Genomic DNA, 17389 nt, shown 5'->3' on the forward strand with positions numbered 1-17389 from the left:
TATCAGCCCTTGTGCATATGCACAAGGGCTTTTATGTTTCAAAGAAGGATTTTCTGCCTTAACAGCCAATTTGTAAACATGTGTGACGTATCGGTAATAGACCAATACAAAGATGGGAAGTGGAAAAATGGAGCCTATCATTTTATTCGAAAGTCGTTTTTTAAATATAAATCTTGAACAGCCAGCCATTGGATTAGAAGAGCGTGGTCTGCAATTTGGGGATGGCATTTATGAAGTTGTCCGCTTGTATAAAGGCTCTTATCACCTATTAGAACCCCATATAGATCGCCTATACCGCTCTATGAATGCAATTCAGCTATCTGCGCCTTTTACCAAAGGAGAACTCATTGCCTGGCTGCATGAGCTCGTGGAGAGAAATGGGCTTCAAGAAGACGGCATTGTATATCTTCAAATTTCTCGCGGGGTTCAAACTCGCAATCATATTTTCGCCGCAAATACATCTCCTACGTGGTACGCTTACCTTGTCAAAAAAGAGAGACCACTCGCATGGCTGGAGAATGGAATACATGCATGCTTGGAGGAGGATATTCGGTGGCTTCGCTGCGATATTAAATCTCTGAACTTATTGCCAAATGTTCTCGCAAAAGCAAGTGCTGACCGAAAAGGCTGTGCCGAAGCATTGTTTGTACGAAATGGGAACGTAACAGAAGGAAGCCATTCCAATTTCTTTTTAGTGAAAAACGGAACTATTATTACCCACCCTGCGAACAACCTAATTTTAAACGGAATTGTCCGCCAGCATATCCTGGCTTTAGCCGCAAAGCTGCGCATCCCCTTGCAAGAAGAACTATTTACCCCAAAAGATATAAGAGAAGCGGATGAATGCTTTTTCACCGGGACGACGACAGAGGTACTGCCAATGACTCATTTAGATGAGAGCCCTATTGGCACAGGCATGCCGGGACCAATTACGAGGCAGCTGCAAAAGGCATTTCATGAAAGCATCCTATACGTACAAAACCTCTAGCGGACAGCTAGAGGTTTTGTAATGAAAAAGTAACAATTTTTCTGCACCCTTTATACATATAGTAATACAGACAATTCCTTGAAAGAAGGTGCAAGCTTTGAAATTGCCTATCCTCTTATTTTCAGGCATCCTTCTTTGCTTTCTTTCCATCCTGCTTCATGCCGCCGGTCTATTTCCTTACAATTGGGATTTACAAACAAGATTCCTCATCCTTCTTGCATTAGGCATCTTCCACAGCTTGGCTTGGGTGCATCATCGTTCATTTTCTCTTAGTCACAATAAAAAGCACGTACAGCATACATCCCGCACCAATAATGCCGGCACCAAGTGCCATATAATTCAGTATCGTTTGGTTGCTTGGATCCGACATCATTTGAAACATTTGCTCTCCTAATGCATAAATTAAAAAAATGCTAAATACCAGAATTAAAGCTTTTTGCCCTCTCTTCACTGCCTTCACCTCAAAATAAGTGTACCAATTTTTTAAGAAAGGAAAAATACCTTAACGAGCTGATAACATGAAATACTTCTCTGCTCGCCTTCCATATACTTGTATCATGATAATGAGGAAGTACCAGTAACGAAATTAAGCAGAAAGTACCCTTGTAAGGGGAAGCCGTACCACTCTTAAAATATATAGAATAACTATTCTTTTTTATATTGCGCAGCATTTCCAGTTTGAGATACTGTATTCTGTCCTCATCATCAAAGTCAGTGAGTACATTCAAATAAAACCAAGCTACCATCAATAAGTTTCCTTAGCTTTCTCACTTTCTGCCTACAAACAATATCAATTTGAAAAGGACGCTTAAGTCTATCAAACCTAAGCATCCTTTTCTTTTACTTGCCATTAATGTTTTGAATCATTGTCTCAATCATCGTACTAGCATTTTTCGCAGCAAGCTTCACAAAGCTGGCGTAAGCAGCACCTGCCGCAGTACCTGCTTTGTCAGAAATCGCACGAATAATAACATACGGCACTCCGTTTAAATAAGCAACTTGACCAATAGCAGCCCCCTCCATCTCTACAGCATCTGCATTAAATACTTTTACAATTTTTTTCTTTTGCTGTTCTTCTCCTACAAACTGGTCTCCACTTGCAATCCGTCCTAAATAAATATTCACATTCTTTAACTTTTTGGCCGCCTCCTGCGCCAGACGAATTAGCTGTTTATCCGCTTTATAATAAATCACGTCACTGTCTTCAAACTTCCCGAGTGGCTGCCCGATTGCTGTTTGATCTACATCATGCTGAACGGAATCACTCGAAATTACGATATCTCCTACCTTCAGCTTCGGATTCAACCCTCCCGCTACTCCAGAGTTAATCAAATAATCTGCACCAAACATAGTAATCAAAATTTGAGCACTAACCGAAGAATTAACCTTTCCGATCCCAGAACGAACCAATACCACATTTTTTCCATCTAATGTCCCTTTATAAAATGTATAACCCGCTACTTTTTTGACTTCTTGAATATCCATTTTTGAACGAAGAATTTCTACTTCTTCCTCCATCGGTCCTATAATGCCAATTACTGATTTATGAAGCTGCTTGCCGGCAGCCTCCCCTTTCCATCCCACATTGACAACACTCAAGCAAATGAGCAAGCATACCAGCACATATCTCTTCATAAATTCAACCTCTTTCTTAATTTATAAATAAATATATTTTGTGTAAAAATTTCACATCATATGATATAAAAATTACTTTTCCCAATAACCCGTGACTCTTTTCGTTCTCTCTCTGCATTTAGCATATATGGAATAAGAAATATCTATTGACACTTTTCGACAAGAAAACTACTATTGGTTAGTATTGGAAAAATTCATATTGGGATTTTCATAGAAAGGATAGGTATAAAATGAAAAAAGTTCTCGCAAGTATTGCAGCCGTATCTGTCATCGGTGTACCCGCTGTGGACTCTGTACACGCATCTCCAAACGACACAGCTGCAGCTGGAGCTGTGCAAAACGACAACCAAAAGCTTGAAACAACCGCTGGAAATTATATAGTAAAAGCCGATGCCCTTCGTGTTCGTACCGGCCCCAGCACAAGCCAGCCCATTATCGGAATGGTTACTCATGGTGAAAAGGTACAAGTATTGGAAGAGACACAGGGCTGGTATAAAATTTCTTACAATAATCAAGAAGCTTATGTAAGCAAGGACTATATTGCATTTACTCCAACAGGAGGAACCTTTACAGTCAACGCCTCTGCTCTTAATGTTCGTACAGGTCCCGCCACCAACTACAGTACCATCGGTTCTGTAAAAAATGGACAAACTCTGCAAGTCATTGGTGAAATAAATGGATGGTACAAAATTTCTTATAATACCGAAGTCGGTTATGTGAATAAAGCCTATGTCACCTCCACTGTTGCAACACCGACACCTACGCCTCCCCCGGTCGTTCAGACAGATGGACAATACGTAGTGGAAGCCTCTTCTCTTCGCATCCGTACCGGCCCTGCTACAAACTATCCAGTTATAGGAGGAGTTGTAAAGGGACATATATTGCAAGTAAAAGCAATTGAAGCTGGATGGTATAAGGTTGTCCATAACGGGCAAACAGGTTATGTCAGCGGTGACTACGTTGCATTCGTTAAGAATGAAGTCGTATCTACTCCACAGGTTTATACTGTCCAAGCTAGCTCCTTATATGTAAGAAGTGGCGCCGGTACCCAATTTGGAGCCATTGGCAGCGTTACTTCTGGAAAACAAGTAGAAGTAGTCGGAGAATCAGGTGATTGGTTTCAAATCAAATTTAACGGCGGCGTCGGCTACATTAGCAAAGCTTATGTAGTGAAGGGTGATGCAGAGAGTGTTAAACCGGCACAACCAGCAACATCACTCATTTCACTAGCTAAATCCCTTGTAGGAACTCCATACGCATGGGCTGGAAGCACCCCAACCGGCTTTGACTGCAGCGGCTTCATTTCCTACGTATACACTAAAAGCGGCATTTCCATGCCTCGTACATCTGTTGAAGGCTATTGGAACAGCTTAAGCAAAACATCTTCTCCAAGTGTCGGAGACCTTATTTACTTTAAAGATACATATAAGCCTGGTCCATCCCACATGGGCATTTTAATTGGTGATGGCTACTTTATTCATGCCTCCAGCTCAAAAGGCGTTACCATCACCCATATCAGCAACTCTTATTATAGTACGCATTTCTTAGGCTACTCCAAAGCAATGTAATACAAAAATGAGTCTTCTTAGAAGGCTCATTTTTTATTTTCCACTATCGTTTCTCTTAAAATGGGCATATACATATCAACTAGCCTATTACACCATTTTATTCTAAATACATACCCTATAAAGAATATAACTTGAAAGGAGACTGCTGATGTATTATCACGATGATGACGTCCGTCCTCCAATGGCAGGAACAGGTATGGGGCAAGAACAGTGGCATGGACAGTGGCCAGGTCAAGGACAATGGCATGGACACGGACAGTGGCCAGGTCAAGGACAATGGCACGGGCATGGACAGTGGCCAGGTCAAGGACAATGGCACGGGCATGGACAGTGGCCGGGTCAAGGACAATGGCACGGGCATGGACAATGGCCAGGTCAAGGACAATGGCACGGGCATGGACAATGGCCGGGTCAAGGACAATGGCCGGGTCAAGGACAATGGCACGGGCATGGACAATGGCCGGGTCAAGGACAATGGCCGGGTCAAGGACAATGGTAGCATGGATAAGAAGAATCGTTTAAACTGTTACTTCAGTTAACTCTTCACCTCTTACAATTTTGCAAACTAAAAAACAATAATAAAAACGCGGCAGGAATTATTCCTTCGCGTTTTTTATTTCACCTAATACGCAACGGCTTCCTCTATGGTCATGATTGTAAACTATGCAACAGTGTTGATGCAGCCATAATGAATGATTGCAGAGGTTCTTAGTAACTTTCATTCTTTATCCTATAGCTATTGGATAGCAGATAGCTGTCCTGTGGATTGTCAAATATAAGATACATGTTACAATAGCATCAAATGATGAAAATATCCTAATTTAATCGAGAAAAAGGAGCCGTTAAATCATGAATTTGCATCAAAAACCAGATTGGATCGGTACTCCCCGCACATATGAATACGATGAAGATGGACAGCACTATACGATGATCTCCATTGATTTTACGTTAGCAAACGAGGATGCCCGCTATAAACTAGTCATAACCTCCAATGACAAGGAAGCCACTTATGAGCTGAAACAATTTCTTACAAAAGCAGGAAGCCAAAAGCCTTTCCTCTCAGGCACTAGCTATATATGGAAAAATGAAACTGTTCCACTTATTGATGCCATTTTAGCAGATTCATACGTGCAAGCAGTCTTACATCAATAAAAAAGAGAACTATAACCAAGTTCTCTTTTTTACGCTTTCTCGTTATAGATTTGTAGAATATAGCCCTTCCCTCGAACAGATTCAATATGAAAATCAGCAGGAAGCCTTCTGCGAAGGCGGTACATTAATGAATTCAATTCCTCCGAGCTTACATCCGGTATATTTTCTAAAGTCATCATCCGCTCCGGCCAAACGTACTGCTTAAGTTTTTCCTTTGAAATGAATGAGTTTTTATGCTTCAGAAGCAGCTCCAAGCATGTATATTCCTTTGAAGATAACGTATATTCTTGTCCCTTATACAAAACCCTTTGTTTAACAGCATCGAGCTCCATTTGCAAGGAAGGAGAGGATACCTGGCGCAGGATCGGCCCAAAATCCAACGTTTGATCAAAATTAGTATAAGAAAAATGAAGCAAAACCGTACCTTTGGCGATAGAAATTATATCTCCGTTTTGAAGAGTTCTGCTTTCTCCTTGTATTAATGCTTCACCATTAATCTCTGTTCCGTGCTTACTGTTTAAATCTTCTATCATATACGCTCCAGCTTCATACTGAATAACCGCATGCTTTCGTGATATAAAAGCATTCGTAAATGATATATGAGGCAGCCATTCTCCTCCTGCCCTTCCAATCATTGTTTCTGAATCATTTAGAGAAATATAAGAACCTGGTTGGAATGGCACACCATATTCTACAATTAAGCTGGCATGAACAATCATCTAGTATCCACTCCGTTTTCTTGTGATGAAATTATCATTGTCCTTATATTGAACAATAATAGTACGTCTCGTACTATTATACCGTAAAGAGGAGGGAAAAAAAGCATGAAACAACGGATAGAATTATTGTTTCTTAGTCTCATACTCACCATTATCACTCTTTTTATGTCGGGAGCAGGAGATAAAATACAGGCTTGGGCCTATTCTAAAAAGCGTACAGTACTGGATAACCAAATAATCGACAATGGAGTTCATTCTTTAGATTCGGAGATACATATAAAATGAAACTTCATCAGCATGAGCAAAATATGTGTTAACACAAGAGAAAGTAACCTTCAACATATACTCACTGCTTCCTTATAGCAATACTGTACTGATAATAAGAAAAACTGAGCACAGGTCCCCCCTGTGCTCTTACTTTTTGTACAGGGTAAGAAGATACAAAGCATCCTATTCACTTTATCGCTCTATAAATTCTAAATCATTATTCTGACCATTTCGTGAGCCTATCTCCATATTTTCGGCTATAATAGTACAAATAGGACGTTTGTACGGAGGGTTTTTATATGCTGCAGCATTCAATTGGAAAAGAAGAAATTTTGCACGTGGCTGATGAAATAATAAAAAAGCTTGATCCTCTTTTAGAGGAGGATCGCACACGCATGTCAAAAGGATTGAAGCGATACAGAGAAGGAAGAGTCTATAATGTTTCACTTGAAGGCAATATGTTAGAAGGCACGGTTGATGATGAGGACAATGTGCACAGTGTTTCCTTAAATGTACGAGAATCATCCCAAAGCTATTGTGATTGCTTTCAGCCAAATTATTGTGAGCATATGATTGCTGTACTTTTTTATGCCGCTTCTACCTTTGGACAAGTAGGAGAAATTACAAAGCGTTTTAAAGAAAAGGGCAAACCGAAAATTGCTCTATCTGAGATAAAAACCGCAAAGCAATTACTAAAAACACAGCACTATGACGAAATGAACTACGAAAGCTGGCTTCGATACTTTGAAACAGAATACGAAGCGTTTTTAAAAGAACAAAAACGTTTTTCCTATAGACAAATGTATTTTTTAGTAAATATTTTTGAAGAATTTTATGCCAAGCTCATTCGGAAAGCACCAAAAATCTCTATGCTGCGTGAGCTGTTTGAATTGAATGCAGCCCTATTTGCACTCCAAATGCTGCTTCAAGAAGAGAAGAGCTTTGATAAGGACCATACATATTCCTATTATAATCCCGCAACAATCGCTGAACGGTTTGTGGATGAAATTGAGGAGCAAGTATCACAACTTACTATTCACGCCTTCCCTATGGCATTCGATGAGGTATTACAGAAAACTAGTCATACAGTTCATCAGCTGTTTTTTAATTACGATGGACATATTTTCAAACGTTATTATATTTATCGTCATATATGGACAGAGCTGTTGAATCGACCTCTGTGGATAAAAGACGAGCAACAGCTGATTCAACAAGAATCCAACAGCCTTGAGCATGCTCTTGCCTCTAGCCATCTTTTATTTTTACAAAAAAAAGACAGCGAAGCTATGAAACTGCTGGCGGACTATTCGGGACAGCTTTCCGGCGTATATCTGTACTGGATTGATGTGCTTAGCGACACATTACAATGGAACCGTGCTAAAGCCTGGATTGTCTTTACATATAAGTATGTCAGAGAATATATAAAGACAGAAGACAACTATTATGCGAGCCGTGATTTAGTCCGCATGTTTCTTACTTCCTATGAACGCTATGCAGCAGGCGCAAATGAGCAAGCAGGATTAGAGCTTGTGCTGGAGGAGCTGCTTCCCTACAGCTTTGTAGAATTCAACACCTATTTATTAGATAAAAAGCAGTATAAAGGATGGGTTGAGCTGCAAATGCTTATTGGGTTTAATGATTTAAGTGAGCTAAAAGAAGTGATAAAGGAAATCGAAAAAGAAAATCGAGAATATGTTCTCCCTCTCTATCACCGCGCTGCAATGGAGGCCATTTCATTAAAAAACCGGCAAGGCTACCGATTAGCCGTCCGCTATTTAAAAAAACTGCGTACCCATTATACGAAACTAAAACGGACAGACGAATGGGAGCTTTTTATTACCACAATTGCAGCTTCCTATTCTCGCCTACGTGCGCTGCAGGAAGAGCTACGGAAAGGAAAGTTAATTAATGATGAAACAAACTGAAATTATCCTTCGTTCTGATTGGGTAAACGGAACAAGCTTGTTTCTTTGGGGAGAAGACGAACATGGGCAAGCCCTTCCTCTTATAGATTGGAAAGAACATGCCTTTACCTGGCATGCGGCATCCTTTTACGGCACCATGTTGTATGAAACAAAAAGAAACGGAATTGACGGTGTTCTTCTTTCCTCCAGTATGGCTCTGGATTATGTCGCAGCCCGTCCGCAAAATTCTTTCATTCACTTTCGTCTCAGTCCAGAATTGGAAGTCTATCATGAATCGGCAAGGAGCATGATAGAAGATTATCGTGAAGGCAGCTTCATTCCTGATATGGAAAAGTGGAAGGAAAGCAAGGTGGAGTGGAAGCCCCAAGGTCATGATATTCAAGATCCCTTTTTACTGCATTGGTTCTCCGAAGCCGTCAACGACAGTATGACGAAACGAAAGCCGCGCAATAAGCTTTGGGAAAAAGCGCACCAGCTCTATGAGCATCGCTCTTTTGTCGCTAAGCAGCTTATCACAGCTGTAAGCGAAGAAGATTGGCTTACAAAAATCGGTTACCTAGAGGATGATACACCGTTCACAATTAGTCTGCGTCTGCTGGAGCCTCAGGAAGACTATGAAATGTGGAAGCTGGAAACTCTTCTCCTTACCAAGCGGGGCTCGCAAAAGTCTGTACTGTATGAAGGAGAAGCTTCTCTCCCTAAGAGGTGGTCTATGTATAATGAGCGTATTCTCCGTACCTATGCAGGCTGGGGAAAGCTCGTACCATGGCTGGTGGAGGACGGCATGCTCCGAAATGAATTACTGGAACAAGAAGCATGGCGCTTTTTAACAGAAGCAAGCAATGAATTGTTGGCTGCCGGTGTCGATATCTTGCTTCCATCCTGGTGGCAGGCCCTGAAAAACAGCCGCTTATCACTTCGGGCACAAGTCAATTCCAATACACGCTCTCAGCAATCCTTTTTCGGCATGAATACACTCGTCAACTTCAATTGGCGCATATCGACTGAAGGAGCTGACTTTTCAGAAGAAGAGTTTTTACAATTAGTAGAGCAAAACCGCCGCTTGATTAACATCAATGGACAATGGATCAAGCTTGATCCTGAGTTTATCGAACATGTTAAAAGCTTGATGGAAAAAGCCGACCGCCAAGGCTTACAAATGAAGGACATTTTACAGCAAGAGCTTGTACGATCTTCGAAAAAAGAAGACGAGGAGCAGCATAATCCCTTCTCGCAAATCATCATCGAGCTTGATGACTATTATGAAAATCTGCTGCACCGCCTTACAGAAATCGGCGATGTGCCTGCTGTCACCATACCAGATACATTGCATGCAACCTTGCGCCCGTATCAGCAAACAGGTGTTGAATGGCTTTTATATTTGCGTCACCTTGGATTTGGCGCACTATTGGCTGACGATATGGGACTCGGTAAAACCTTGCAAACGATTGGCTATTTTACATATGCGAAGGAACACGGCTTACTAGATGGTCCTTCCCTCATTGTGGCGCCTACATCAGTGCTTGGCAACTGGCAGAAAGAATTCGAACGGTTTGCTCCGCATTTAACGGTAGCTTTACATTATGGCTCCACTCGAGCGAAGGGGGAAGCGTTTCTTCCTTCTTTAGAAGGAAAAGATGTCATTTTAACCTCCTACGCTTTATCAAATCTAGATGAAGAGGAGCTCGCCTCCTATACATGGAGCGCCATTGTTTTGGACGAGGCGCAAAATATTAAAAATGCCCAAACGAAGCAATCTCGTGCAGTGCGTCGTCTAGAATCTGTTCATAAAATCGCTTTAACTGGCACGCCAATGGAAAACCGCTTATCCGAACTTTGGTCGATTTTTGATTTTCTAAACCCTGGCTATCTTGGTAACCTAAATCAATTTCAACGCCGCTTCATCACGCCGATTGAAAAGGATCGGGACGAGGAGAAAATCCAACAAGTGCAGCTTCTTATTTCACCGTTCTTACTGCGCCGAACAAAACGAGACAAAGATGTAGCTCTAAACCTGCCAGATAAGCAGGAGCAAAAAGAATATTGCCATTTAACAGTCGAACAGGCCTCTTTATACGAACAAATGGTGCAGGACACACTTGAAAACGTTCAGGGGCTCCAAGGCATCGAACGAAGAGGGTTTATTTTGCTTATGCTGAACAAATTAAAGCAAATTTGCAATCATCCTGCACTCTATTTAAAGGAAAATGAACCAGAAGATATCATTGAACGTTCGATGAAAATGCAAAAACTAATGGAACTGATCGAAAGCATACGCGAACAAAACGAAAGCTGCCTCATTTTTACACAGTATATTCGTATGGGCAATATGCTGAAACAGCAGCTGGAGCAGCAAACGGGTGAACCTGTATTATTTTTAAATGGCAGCGTCCGCAAGACAGAACGAGATACCATGATCGAACAGTTTCAAAAAGGACGATACAAAATCTTTATTCTTTCTTTAAAAGCAGGCGGAACCGGCTTAAACCTGACTGCAGCCAACCATGTCATTCATTACGATCGCTGGTGGAATCCGGCTGTCGAAAATCAAGCAACAGATCGTGCCTACCGCATTGGTCAAAAGCGCTTCGTACATGTCCATAAACTGATTACAACTGGAACATTGGAAGAAAAAATTGATGATATGTTGGAGAAAAAACAGTCACTGAATGATGCAATCATTTCTAGTGACAATTGGATTACGGAGCTGAGTACAGAAGAATTAAGGGAATTATTGGGGGTATAGCTTTTTATTGAAGGTCAAGAAAATGAGAAAAAATATTTATATTTAAACATTATAAATACAAAAAAGAAGGATAGAAAGCAAAAGATTTATTTGCTATTTCTATCCTATTTTTGTACTACAAAAAGGAACTTTTTTCTTTGCAGAAGATCCTTTTATATTGGTATTTTTATTTTGAGAATTGAAACCCATTAAGATTTAATAAAACCTGTACCTTTGATTGCCAAGCATTCATCAATACAGGATAACTATTTTTAACTATTTTTATATAACTTACGAATCATTCTTATTTGACCTCGATGATTGATTTCGTCTTCAAATACATGAAACCATTTAAAGTAATTTGTCGCTATATCCCTTCCAAATTCTGACTTCTCATGTAACCATACATCTGAAAGTGTATTAAATTTTGCAAATGTATCTTCTCGAATCGTATTTAAAAGATTAATATAATAAGCTACATCATTGTCTTTAATTTTCTCTCTTGCTTCTTCGCCTAAATCTAAACCAGGTAACCATTTCTCTTCTTCCTCTTTATTTAAATCTCGATTTTCGAAGGTATTAAGTTGATACCAATATTCGACCCCTGCCATATGGGTAAGTAACATCCCAATTGTATTACCTGTTGGAGCATGTAGATAATCTAGTTCCTCTACAGTAATATCTTTAATTGCTTCCAATGTTGTATATCTTACGTATGTCATCATTGATTTTAATGTATTAAAATCTCCTTTAACTCCATCTTGTTCCCCAACTAAAAATAAATTGTTTTTATCAATCATTGTTGTAACCCCTCTCATTTTTGTCCAACCTCTTTATTTCTAGAGAAGTAATCAAATCCCCTACATAAAATTAACCTTTTTTAAGTCATTTTCATCAGTATGATTTGTTGAATATACTCCCTGAACATGTAGCCCAATAAAAAACTATGCAGTCAATTATGCAATTCAACTAAGGCATGCATTAGTTGGACAAGGTCTATTAATCAGAAATATAACACCTTATTAAGTCTTTACGAAGTTCTTCACGAATTATAAAAGTATTCTAAAAAACACTTTGTTGTGGTAATAAATGAGGTCTCAATAATAAAAAAGTACACCACTATTTAAATTAGTGATGTACCCATTTAACATCATGCGTAACATTAAAGGCACTTTAACATACTCGTAATAAGAAAGTACATTCACTTGTCTTTAATTTTATAAAGTAATCCTCTTCTTTTTTTACCTGTCAATAACGTCCACATTGTTATACCGATGAACCCGCCACACGTATCAAGTACGGAGTCCTGCCACATCGGCGTCCTGTCTGCTGTAAAGGACTGATGCAGCTCATCAAAGGAAGCATATCCTGCTGTTAGCAGTAAAGCAAACAGAAATACTTTCCTTCTCTCCGTACCATATCCTCGTAACGCACGGCAAATCAAAACACCAAGAACGAAAAAGACTGTAAAATGTGCACCTTTTCTGAGGAAAAACTCTAAAAAACCAGACGCGCCGCGTGCCTCCACGCTGACCTCGCTTTCTCCATACGTAAAATGCACCCAAGAAAATAAATGCTCTACTGTACTCTCATCAATATACTGCGTAATAGTAGAACGCATATCTTGCTTGCCGTACGGCTGCGAGGACGAATAAAAAATCATCCCTGCCCATAAAAGTACAGGCAGCCAAAACCACAATAACTTTTTCATATACAACACCCACTACAGTGTACCATAAAATATCTTTCACATACGTATCAGCTCTGAATAATTGAGTCAATTCCTATGATATTTTTCATTTTTTTGACCAACTTTCTCCCTTTTCGTTTTATATATAAAGCGAAAGGGAGGTGAGAAACATGGCAGTAATCACAGAGGTTCAAGAAATGAGCTTACACCTTATTTATCATGCAGGTACCGATCAAAACGGGAAACCGATTATGAAAAACAAGGTGTATAGAAATGTCAAGCTAGACGCACAACCGGAAAACATGCAAGAAGCCGCACTTGCAATTGCTTCTTTGCAAACACGTACGTTAGAGAACATACAGCTGACAAGCACAGCTGGTGTCAATGAAGCATAATGATTCACCAAAAAGGAGGAATAACGAATGGCACAAGTACTAGAGCTGCAGTTTTTAAAGGACGACGGCAAGGTCACAACCCTTTCCATTGAAGCACCCATTATTCCTGTCGATGAAGGTGCGGTGAACACTGTGATGGACACCATTCTTGCATCAGGTGTGTTTGAACCTATCAGTACACCAACCGCTCGTAAAAAAGGTGCACGTCTCGTAGATCATACGGTTACTGACATTAACCTGAGCCTGTAATAGAAAAAGAAGGAGCCTACTCAGCAGGCTCCTTCTTTTCCTGTGGATATTTTACTGGAATAAAATGATTTGCGATTCCAAGCGTTACATATTCGTAGTTTTCCCTACCCAAATTGAATTTGGTAGTATACATAGAGAGAAACATATAATCCTTTTCTTTCGTATGCTTGTCAACAAGAATACCTACCTGCGGCTCTAAATAACGCTTGGCCAGTTTTTTCCCAAGCCCCGCTAATTCACTGAGCAAGCCGCCCTCGTCCTCTTGCTGCACCTCAGACAAATAAGCATGTACCTCATTTCGCGTCATAATTTGCTCAGATGCCCACGCTGTATACTCTCCCTTACTAGGATTGCTGCTTGCTAAGTATATAAATAATACAACAAATAGGATAACCGATATGTACCGACCTTTCATCGCCTTCCCCCCATCCACTTCTACATTTCCACGTTTGCTTCTGAACTCCTCTTTCTAAACAGCTGTGAAAGGCCTGTATTATTCGCTTCATTTTACCTCAGGCAAAATGACAGTCTCCCCTTGCGCTTCCTGCTTTTCAACCTTCACAAATTCCGTAGAAGCAGTGCCCTCTCCGCCTTGCCAGTAGCCGATTGCACAACAAACGAACACTAATCCCAGAAACAAAGAAAGGTAGAGTTTTGTAAATTTCTTAGTTGTACTCTTCATCACACCCACTCCTTCCGTCTCTCATTCCTTCTATATTTATTTTACATGTGATTTGTTTCTTGCTCCTATCAAATATCTTACAAATTTCTTACAATTTTTCCTCCTAAGAACCAAGTCCAATCATTATTTTATATGCAGCTTGTTCGATTATATTCATACAATGGTCAATTGAAGCTTTCCTCTCTAAGAATTAGTTGAATGAATCAAACCTTTGCAGCTTCAAGGCGATGCAAAATAAAAGCAGCGAGAATCCCCCGCTGCTGCACACTTACTTCTCTCTCGTACAGTAAGAGGAAGCTTTTTCATAAAGTCATTTCGTCTTACATCGCACCCTTCATCGGCGGTGCTTTAGGCGGAGACGGCTTTCGAAAGATCGAATCAATTATGATTCCGTCCATACCAATCTTACCTGCATTACGTTTAGCCTGAAGTAGAAGCAAGGAAAGGACAATCATTTGGGGATTTACCCCTATGGAGCCGCTGAACAAATACGCAAAATTCATCACAAGTGCAAATCGAAGAGACACCTGTGTAAAAAGCCCCAGCAACAACCCAACTGCCACAAAAAACTCTCCTACCGGAATAAGATGATTCAATATTTCTACGTTTGGCAACATGATGTGCTTTAAAATAAATGCCCACCAATCTTGTACAAGATTTTCTTTTGTACCCGCTTTTTGGATTGCATCTTGTAAAAACTTCGTCGCATTGAACGACTTTGCGGAAAGCTTTTCCCACCCGTGGCTCCACCAAACTATCCCAAGATACAAGCGCAGAACAGTTAACACTACAGCTATCTTTTTATTTGTACGCACATACTCTGTAAACAACCTGTACTCCCTCCCACTATCTCCCTTATCTTCCCTAATGATAGAAAGAAGCACGAGGTAAGTCAATATTTTTAGACAATTCTACTACTATGATTCCAATTCTAGATGCTCGCGCAGCGCTTTAGAGATAGCTTGCCGTGACGCATCCGATACAAAGTAATACCATCCCGAGTCTGTTAGCTTTCCCTCTCCTTGTATTTGCAGCTGTTCAATATTTTGACTTGCTCCTTTATAATGCTGCTGGATTGTATATATTTCTCCAGGCGGTACATTTGTTTTTACGTTTTTTTGAATAGCCTGCAAAATATCTCCATAATGTGTAAGGGATGAAAAACTAGCCCCCCGTTTAATCACGGCCTGGATAACTTGGCGCTGGCGCTGCTGCCTTCCAAAATCTCCATTCGGGTCCTCTTTCCGCATCCTTGCATAGCTTAACGCTTGCTTTCCACTTAAGTGAAGCAGCCCTTTAGTAAAAGAGGCTCCTTCAAAGGTGAAAGCAAATGGATTATCCACAGTCACACCGCCCACCGCATTAACAATATCCCGAAATCCTTCCATATTCACTTGCACATAATAGTCAATCGGCACATCTAAAAACTGCTCTACAGTATCCATTGCCATCTGTACACCGCCATACGCATATGCATGATTGATTTTATCCTTGCCTTTTCTTCCCACAATTTCTGCATAGGAATCCCGAGGAATACTCAATACCTTAGTAGAGCTCCGATTTGGATTCACCGTCACTAAAAGAAGAGAATCCGACCGTCCTTTATCCTTGGCTCGTTCATCTACTCCAAGAAGCAAGATAGAGAGAGGCTCCTGTCTTTTTACCTCCACCTGCTTCGGACGCCTTTTCGAAAAATCACGTACAACCGGCTCATGCACAGATTCTAGTGTTTTATTTAAGGATGTATACATATTATAGGCATAGACGCCTGTACCTCCGATAATTACCAATAAGAGGACGGCAAGCCAAAGAATAATACGTTTCGCCATTCCGATTGTTCCTCCATTAATATACTGCTAATAGTATGAACAAAAATAAAATGAACATTCCATAAGCAGGGATGCAAATGAAATTTCTATTAGTATAAGAGCCCTTTTACCACTGTTAATGCAAAAAAAATTTTTACTAATCAAACGTTTGTTTAAAACAAAACTTAATATTAGAGCTTATTAATAATTTATTATATAAATATTCATATCCCTTTAATATTTGTATAATATTTCCATATTATTATAACAGTAAAACTACGTATGGAGGGATATTATGAAAAAATATGCTGCTTATACTATTTCAGAATCAACGATTGCCCTTCTGCCTTACACACATATGGAGTATCAAACAAAAATATTAGATGAAAAAGGGTGGTTTTATTCCAAGCAAACATGCTGGGAAGTCATTAAAGAGAGCTGTGTACGAGATGGAGCCACCTATTCAGGAAAAAGGGATGCCATCAAGTCCTTATTTTCCTACAAACAAAACATTCCTATTTTAATTGATAAGGAAAAAAGAATATGTGCTATTCCATCTAAATCCCCAGAACGATGGGATTGTACATGGTTTTTTTATGCTCATGTCACCGGCTACGAACAACACGATAATACTACCCTTCTTCACTTTCGTAACGGGCAGCAGTTTCAACTTGATTCCACCTACTACACTACAAAGCAGCAGTTACATAAAGCCGCTCATATTATCGCATATTTTCAACTGCAAAAATAATACAAGCCCCATCAACCAAAGTGCTGATGGGGCTTTTTTTACACGTGAATATACCTCTTCTTTAGCTTACGAAGCCCTTCTCGGTACAAATACCGGACCTTGTCATAGGTCATATCCTGCTCTTTCGCAATATCAGTTAAGCTTTTTCCATAATAAAACCGCTGCAAAAATACATATTTCTGCAGGTCATTCAACTCTTTCAAATACTGTTCGATATCTTCCTTTTTCTCACATACACTTTCATCTGGAATCATTTCTGTAATTTCAGAATCCAGAAAAGTATGCTTACGTTCAAAGCGGCACTCGGACCTCAGCCTGCCTAATAAATAACCTCTCACCGTATGCAGGGCGTACGCAGAAAAACACCCTTTTTCCTCTTCAAACTTCTCATACGCTTTCCATAATCCTATTAATCCACATTGATAAAAATCCTCATAATCACGATAAATAGACAGCTGCTTGATCTGATTTTTAATCATGTTCTCGTACAGTACAACGGTTTTCTCAAACGTATCCGGCTTCACGAGCTAGTCCCTTCGAAAAGCGCGCCTTTCAGTTATTCCGCGGTACTTTTAAGATACAAAGTTAACGGAGTAACTTCACCTTCCTGAATCTTGTATTTCCTTATAGATAAATTTCAAATTCCCCTAAAGTGTTTTCTTGTATTTCTCTAAAGAACTCTCGATGTAACAGCATAATATTGGGTGAAAAAACTAACAGCACATGCTGAACAGTTACTTGGATTTACAAATACGACCTTCATCGCAGAGGAGCTACATCTTAAGTCTTAGAAATATTACATAGAAAGACCGTTTTACGCAGGAGAAAAAAAGTA

The 17389-nt window shown here is 40.0% G+C and carries 20 protein-coding genes; 10 read left to right on the forward strand and 10 right to left on the reverse strand.

Annotated elements, in window-relative coordinates:
* Positions 1 to 127 precede the first annotated feature (127 nt).
* Positions 128 to 988 carry a D-amino-acid transaminase gene (gene dat / locus J7Q84_RS09735; protein ID WP_209094341.1) on the forward strand — a complete coding sequence of 287 codons (861 nt, stop codon included), beginning with the start codon at positions 128 to 130 and terminating at the stop codon, positions 986 to 988.
* Between the two features lie 259 nt (positions 989 to 1247).
* On the opposite strand, the gene J7Q84_RS09740 is transcribed toward dat, so the two are convergent.
* Positions 1248 to 1439, reverse strand: a complete 192-nt coding sequence (locus J7Q84_RS09740; protein WP_209094342.1) for a hypothetical protein — start codon at positions 1437 to 1439, stop codon at positions 1248 to 1250.
* Between the two features lie 389 nt (positions 1440 to 1828).
* Positions 1829 to 2623, reverse strand: coding sequence for a 5'-methylthioadenosine/adenosylhomocysteine nucleosidase (locus J7Q84_RS09745; RefSeq protein WP_209094343.1), 795 nt, complete (start codon positions 2621 to 2623; stop codon positions 1829 to 1831).
* Between the two features lie 230 nt (positions 2624 to 2853).
* Here J7Q84_RS09745 and J7Q84_RS09750 point away from each other — a divergent pair, with 230 nt between their 5' ends.
* From J7Q84_RS09750 to J7Q84_RS09760, 3 genes are all read left to right on the forward strand, one after another.
* On the forward strand, positions 2854 to 4191 hold the full coding sequence (locus tag J7Q84_RS09750; protein WP_209094344.1) for a C40 family peptidase: 1338 nt from the start codon (positions 2854 to 2856) through the stop codon (positions 4189 to 4191).
* Between the two features lie 148 nt (positions 4192 to 4339).
* Positions 4340 to 4690, forward strand: coding sequence for a hypothetical protein (locus J7Q84_RS09755; protein WP_209094345.1), 351 nt, complete (start codon positions 4340 to 4342; stop codon positions 4688 to 4690).
* Between the two features lie 350 nt (positions 4691 to 5040).
* On the forward strand, positions 5041 to 5343 hold the full coding sequence (locus tag J7Q84_RS09760) for a DUF3910 family protein (RefSeq protein WP_209094346.1): 303 nt from the start codon (positions 5041 to 5043) through the stop codon (positions 5341 to 5343).
* A gap of 29 nt (positions 5344 to 5372) precedes the next feature.
* Here J7Q84_RS09760 and J7Q84_RS09765 read toward each other — a convergent pair whose 3' ends face one another.
* Positions 5373 to 6062, reverse strand: a complete 690-nt coding sequence (locus J7Q84_RS09765) for an FHA domain-containing protein (RefSeq protein ID WP_209094347.1) — start codon at positions 6060 to 6062, stop codon at positions 5373 to 5375.
* Positions 6063 to 6167: 105 nt separating this feature from the next.
* Between J7Q84_RS09765 and J7Q84_RS09770 the strand changes: the two genes are divergently transcribed.
* From J7Q84_RS09770 to J7Q84_RS09780, 3 genes are all read left to right on the forward strand, one after another.
* Positions 6168 to 6347, forward strand: coding sequence for a hypothetical protein (locus J7Q84_RS09770; protein ID WP_209094348.1), 180 nt, complete (start codon positions 6168 to 6170; stop codon positions 6345 to 6347).
* A 281-nt stretch (positions 6348 to 6628) separates the two neighbouring features.
* On the forward strand, positions 6629 to 8254 hold the full coding sequence (locus J7Q84_RS09775) for an SWIM zinc finger family protein (protein WP_209094349.1): 1626 nt from the start codon (positions 6629 to 6631) through the stop codon (positions 8252 to 8254).
* Entirely contained in the window at positions 8238 to 11000 is a 2763-nt protein-coding gene (locus J7Q84_RS09780; protein WP_209094350.1) for a DEAD/DEAH box helicase, read from the forward strand. Before J7Q84_RS09775 ends, J7Q84_RS09780 begins: the two co-directional genes overlap by 17 nt.
* A 251-nt stretch (positions 11001 to 11251) precedes the next feature.
* Here J7Q84_RS09780 and J7Q84_RS09785 read toward each other — a convergent pair whose 3' ends face one another.
* Entirely contained in the window at positions 11252 to 11779 is a 528-nt protein-coding gene (locus J7Q84_RS09785; protein WP_247739187.1) for a DinB family protein, read from the reverse strand.
* A 401-nt stretch (positions 11780 to 12180) separates the two neighbouring features.
* Positions 12181 to 12690 (reverse strand): VanZ family protein, encoded by a 510-nt coding sequence (locus J7Q84_RS09790; protein WP_209094351.1) that lies wholly within the window; start codon positions 12688 to 12690, stop codon positions 12181 to 12183.
* A gap of 149 nt (positions 12691 to 12839) precedes the next feature.
* Here J7Q84_RS09790 and J7Q84_RS09795 point away from each other — a divergent pair, with 149 nt between their 5' ends.
* Together J7Q84_RS09795 and J7Q84_RS09800 are read left to right on the forward strand one after the other, a co-directional pair.
* On the forward strand, positions 12840 to 13064 hold the full coding sequence (locus tag J7Q84_RS09795; protein WP_209094352.1) for a DUF1659 domain-containing protein: 225 nt from the start codon (positions 12840 to 12842) through the stop codon (positions 13062 to 13064).
* A 27-nt stretch (positions 13065 to 13091) separates the two neighbouring features.
* Positions 13092 to 13313 (forward strand): DUF2922 domain-containing protein, encoded by a 222-nt coding sequence (locus J7Q84_RS09800; RefSeq protein ID WP_209094353.1) that lies wholly within the window; start codon positions 13092 to 13094, stop codon positions 13311 to 13313.
* Positions 13314 to 13329: 16 nt separating this feature from the next.
* Here the strand turns inward: J7Q84_RS09800 and J7Q84_RS09805 are convergent, their stop codons facing one another.
* The 4 genes from J7Q84_RS09805 to tagU form a co-directional block, all read right to left on the reverse strand.
* Positions 13330 to 13728 (reverse strand): DUF4359 domain-containing protein, encoded by a 399-nt coding sequence (locus J7Q84_RS09805; protein WP_209094354.1) that lies wholly within the window; start codon positions 13726 to 13728, stop codon positions 13330 to 13332.
* Positions 13729 to 13815: 87 nt separating this feature from the next.
* Positions 13816 to 13995, reverse strand: a complete 180-nt coding sequence (locus tag J7Q84_RS09810) for a hypothetical protein (protein WP_209094355.1) — start codon at positions 13993 to 13995, stop codon at positions 13816 to 13818.
* A 320-nt stretch (positions 13996 to 14315) separates the two neighbouring features.
* On the reverse strand, positions 14316 to 14825 hold the full coding sequence (locus J7Q84_RS09815) for a DoxX family protein (protein WP_209094356.1): 510 nt from the start codon (positions 14823 to 14825) through the stop codon (positions 14316 to 14318).
* Positions 14826 to 14912: 87 nt separating this feature from the next.
* Complete coding sequence (gene tagU, locus J7Q84_RS09820; RefSeq protein ID WP_209094357.1) at positions 14913 to 15824, reverse strand: polyisoprenyl-teichoic acid--peptidoglycan teichoic acid transferase TagU; 912 nt, start codon at positions 15822 to 15824, stop codon at positions 14913 to 14915.
* A gap of 274 nt (positions 15825 to 16098) precedes the next feature.
* Here tagU and J7Q84_RS09825 point away from each other — a divergent pair, with 274 nt between their 5' ends.
* On the forward strand, positions 16099 to 16554 hold the full coding sequence (locus J7Q84_RS09825; protein ID WP_209094358.1) for a competence protein ComK: 456 nt from the start codon (positions 16099 to 16101) through the stop codon (positions 16552 to 16554).
* A 38-nt stretch (positions 16555 to 16592) separates the two neighbouring features.
* On the opposite strand, the gene J7Q84_RS09830 is transcribed toward J7Q84_RS09825, so the two are convergent.
* Entirely contained in the window at positions 16593 to 17078 is a 486-nt protein-coding gene (locus tag J7Q84_RS09830; protein WP_209094359.1) for a sigma-70 family RNA polymerase sigma factor, read from the reverse strand.
* Positions 17079 to 17389: the final 311 nt, after the last annotated feature.

This window comes from Bacillus sp. 165 (assembly GCF_017742235.1).
GTDB lineage: Bacteria > Bacillota > Bacilli > Bacillales > Bacillaceae_G > JAGHKQ01.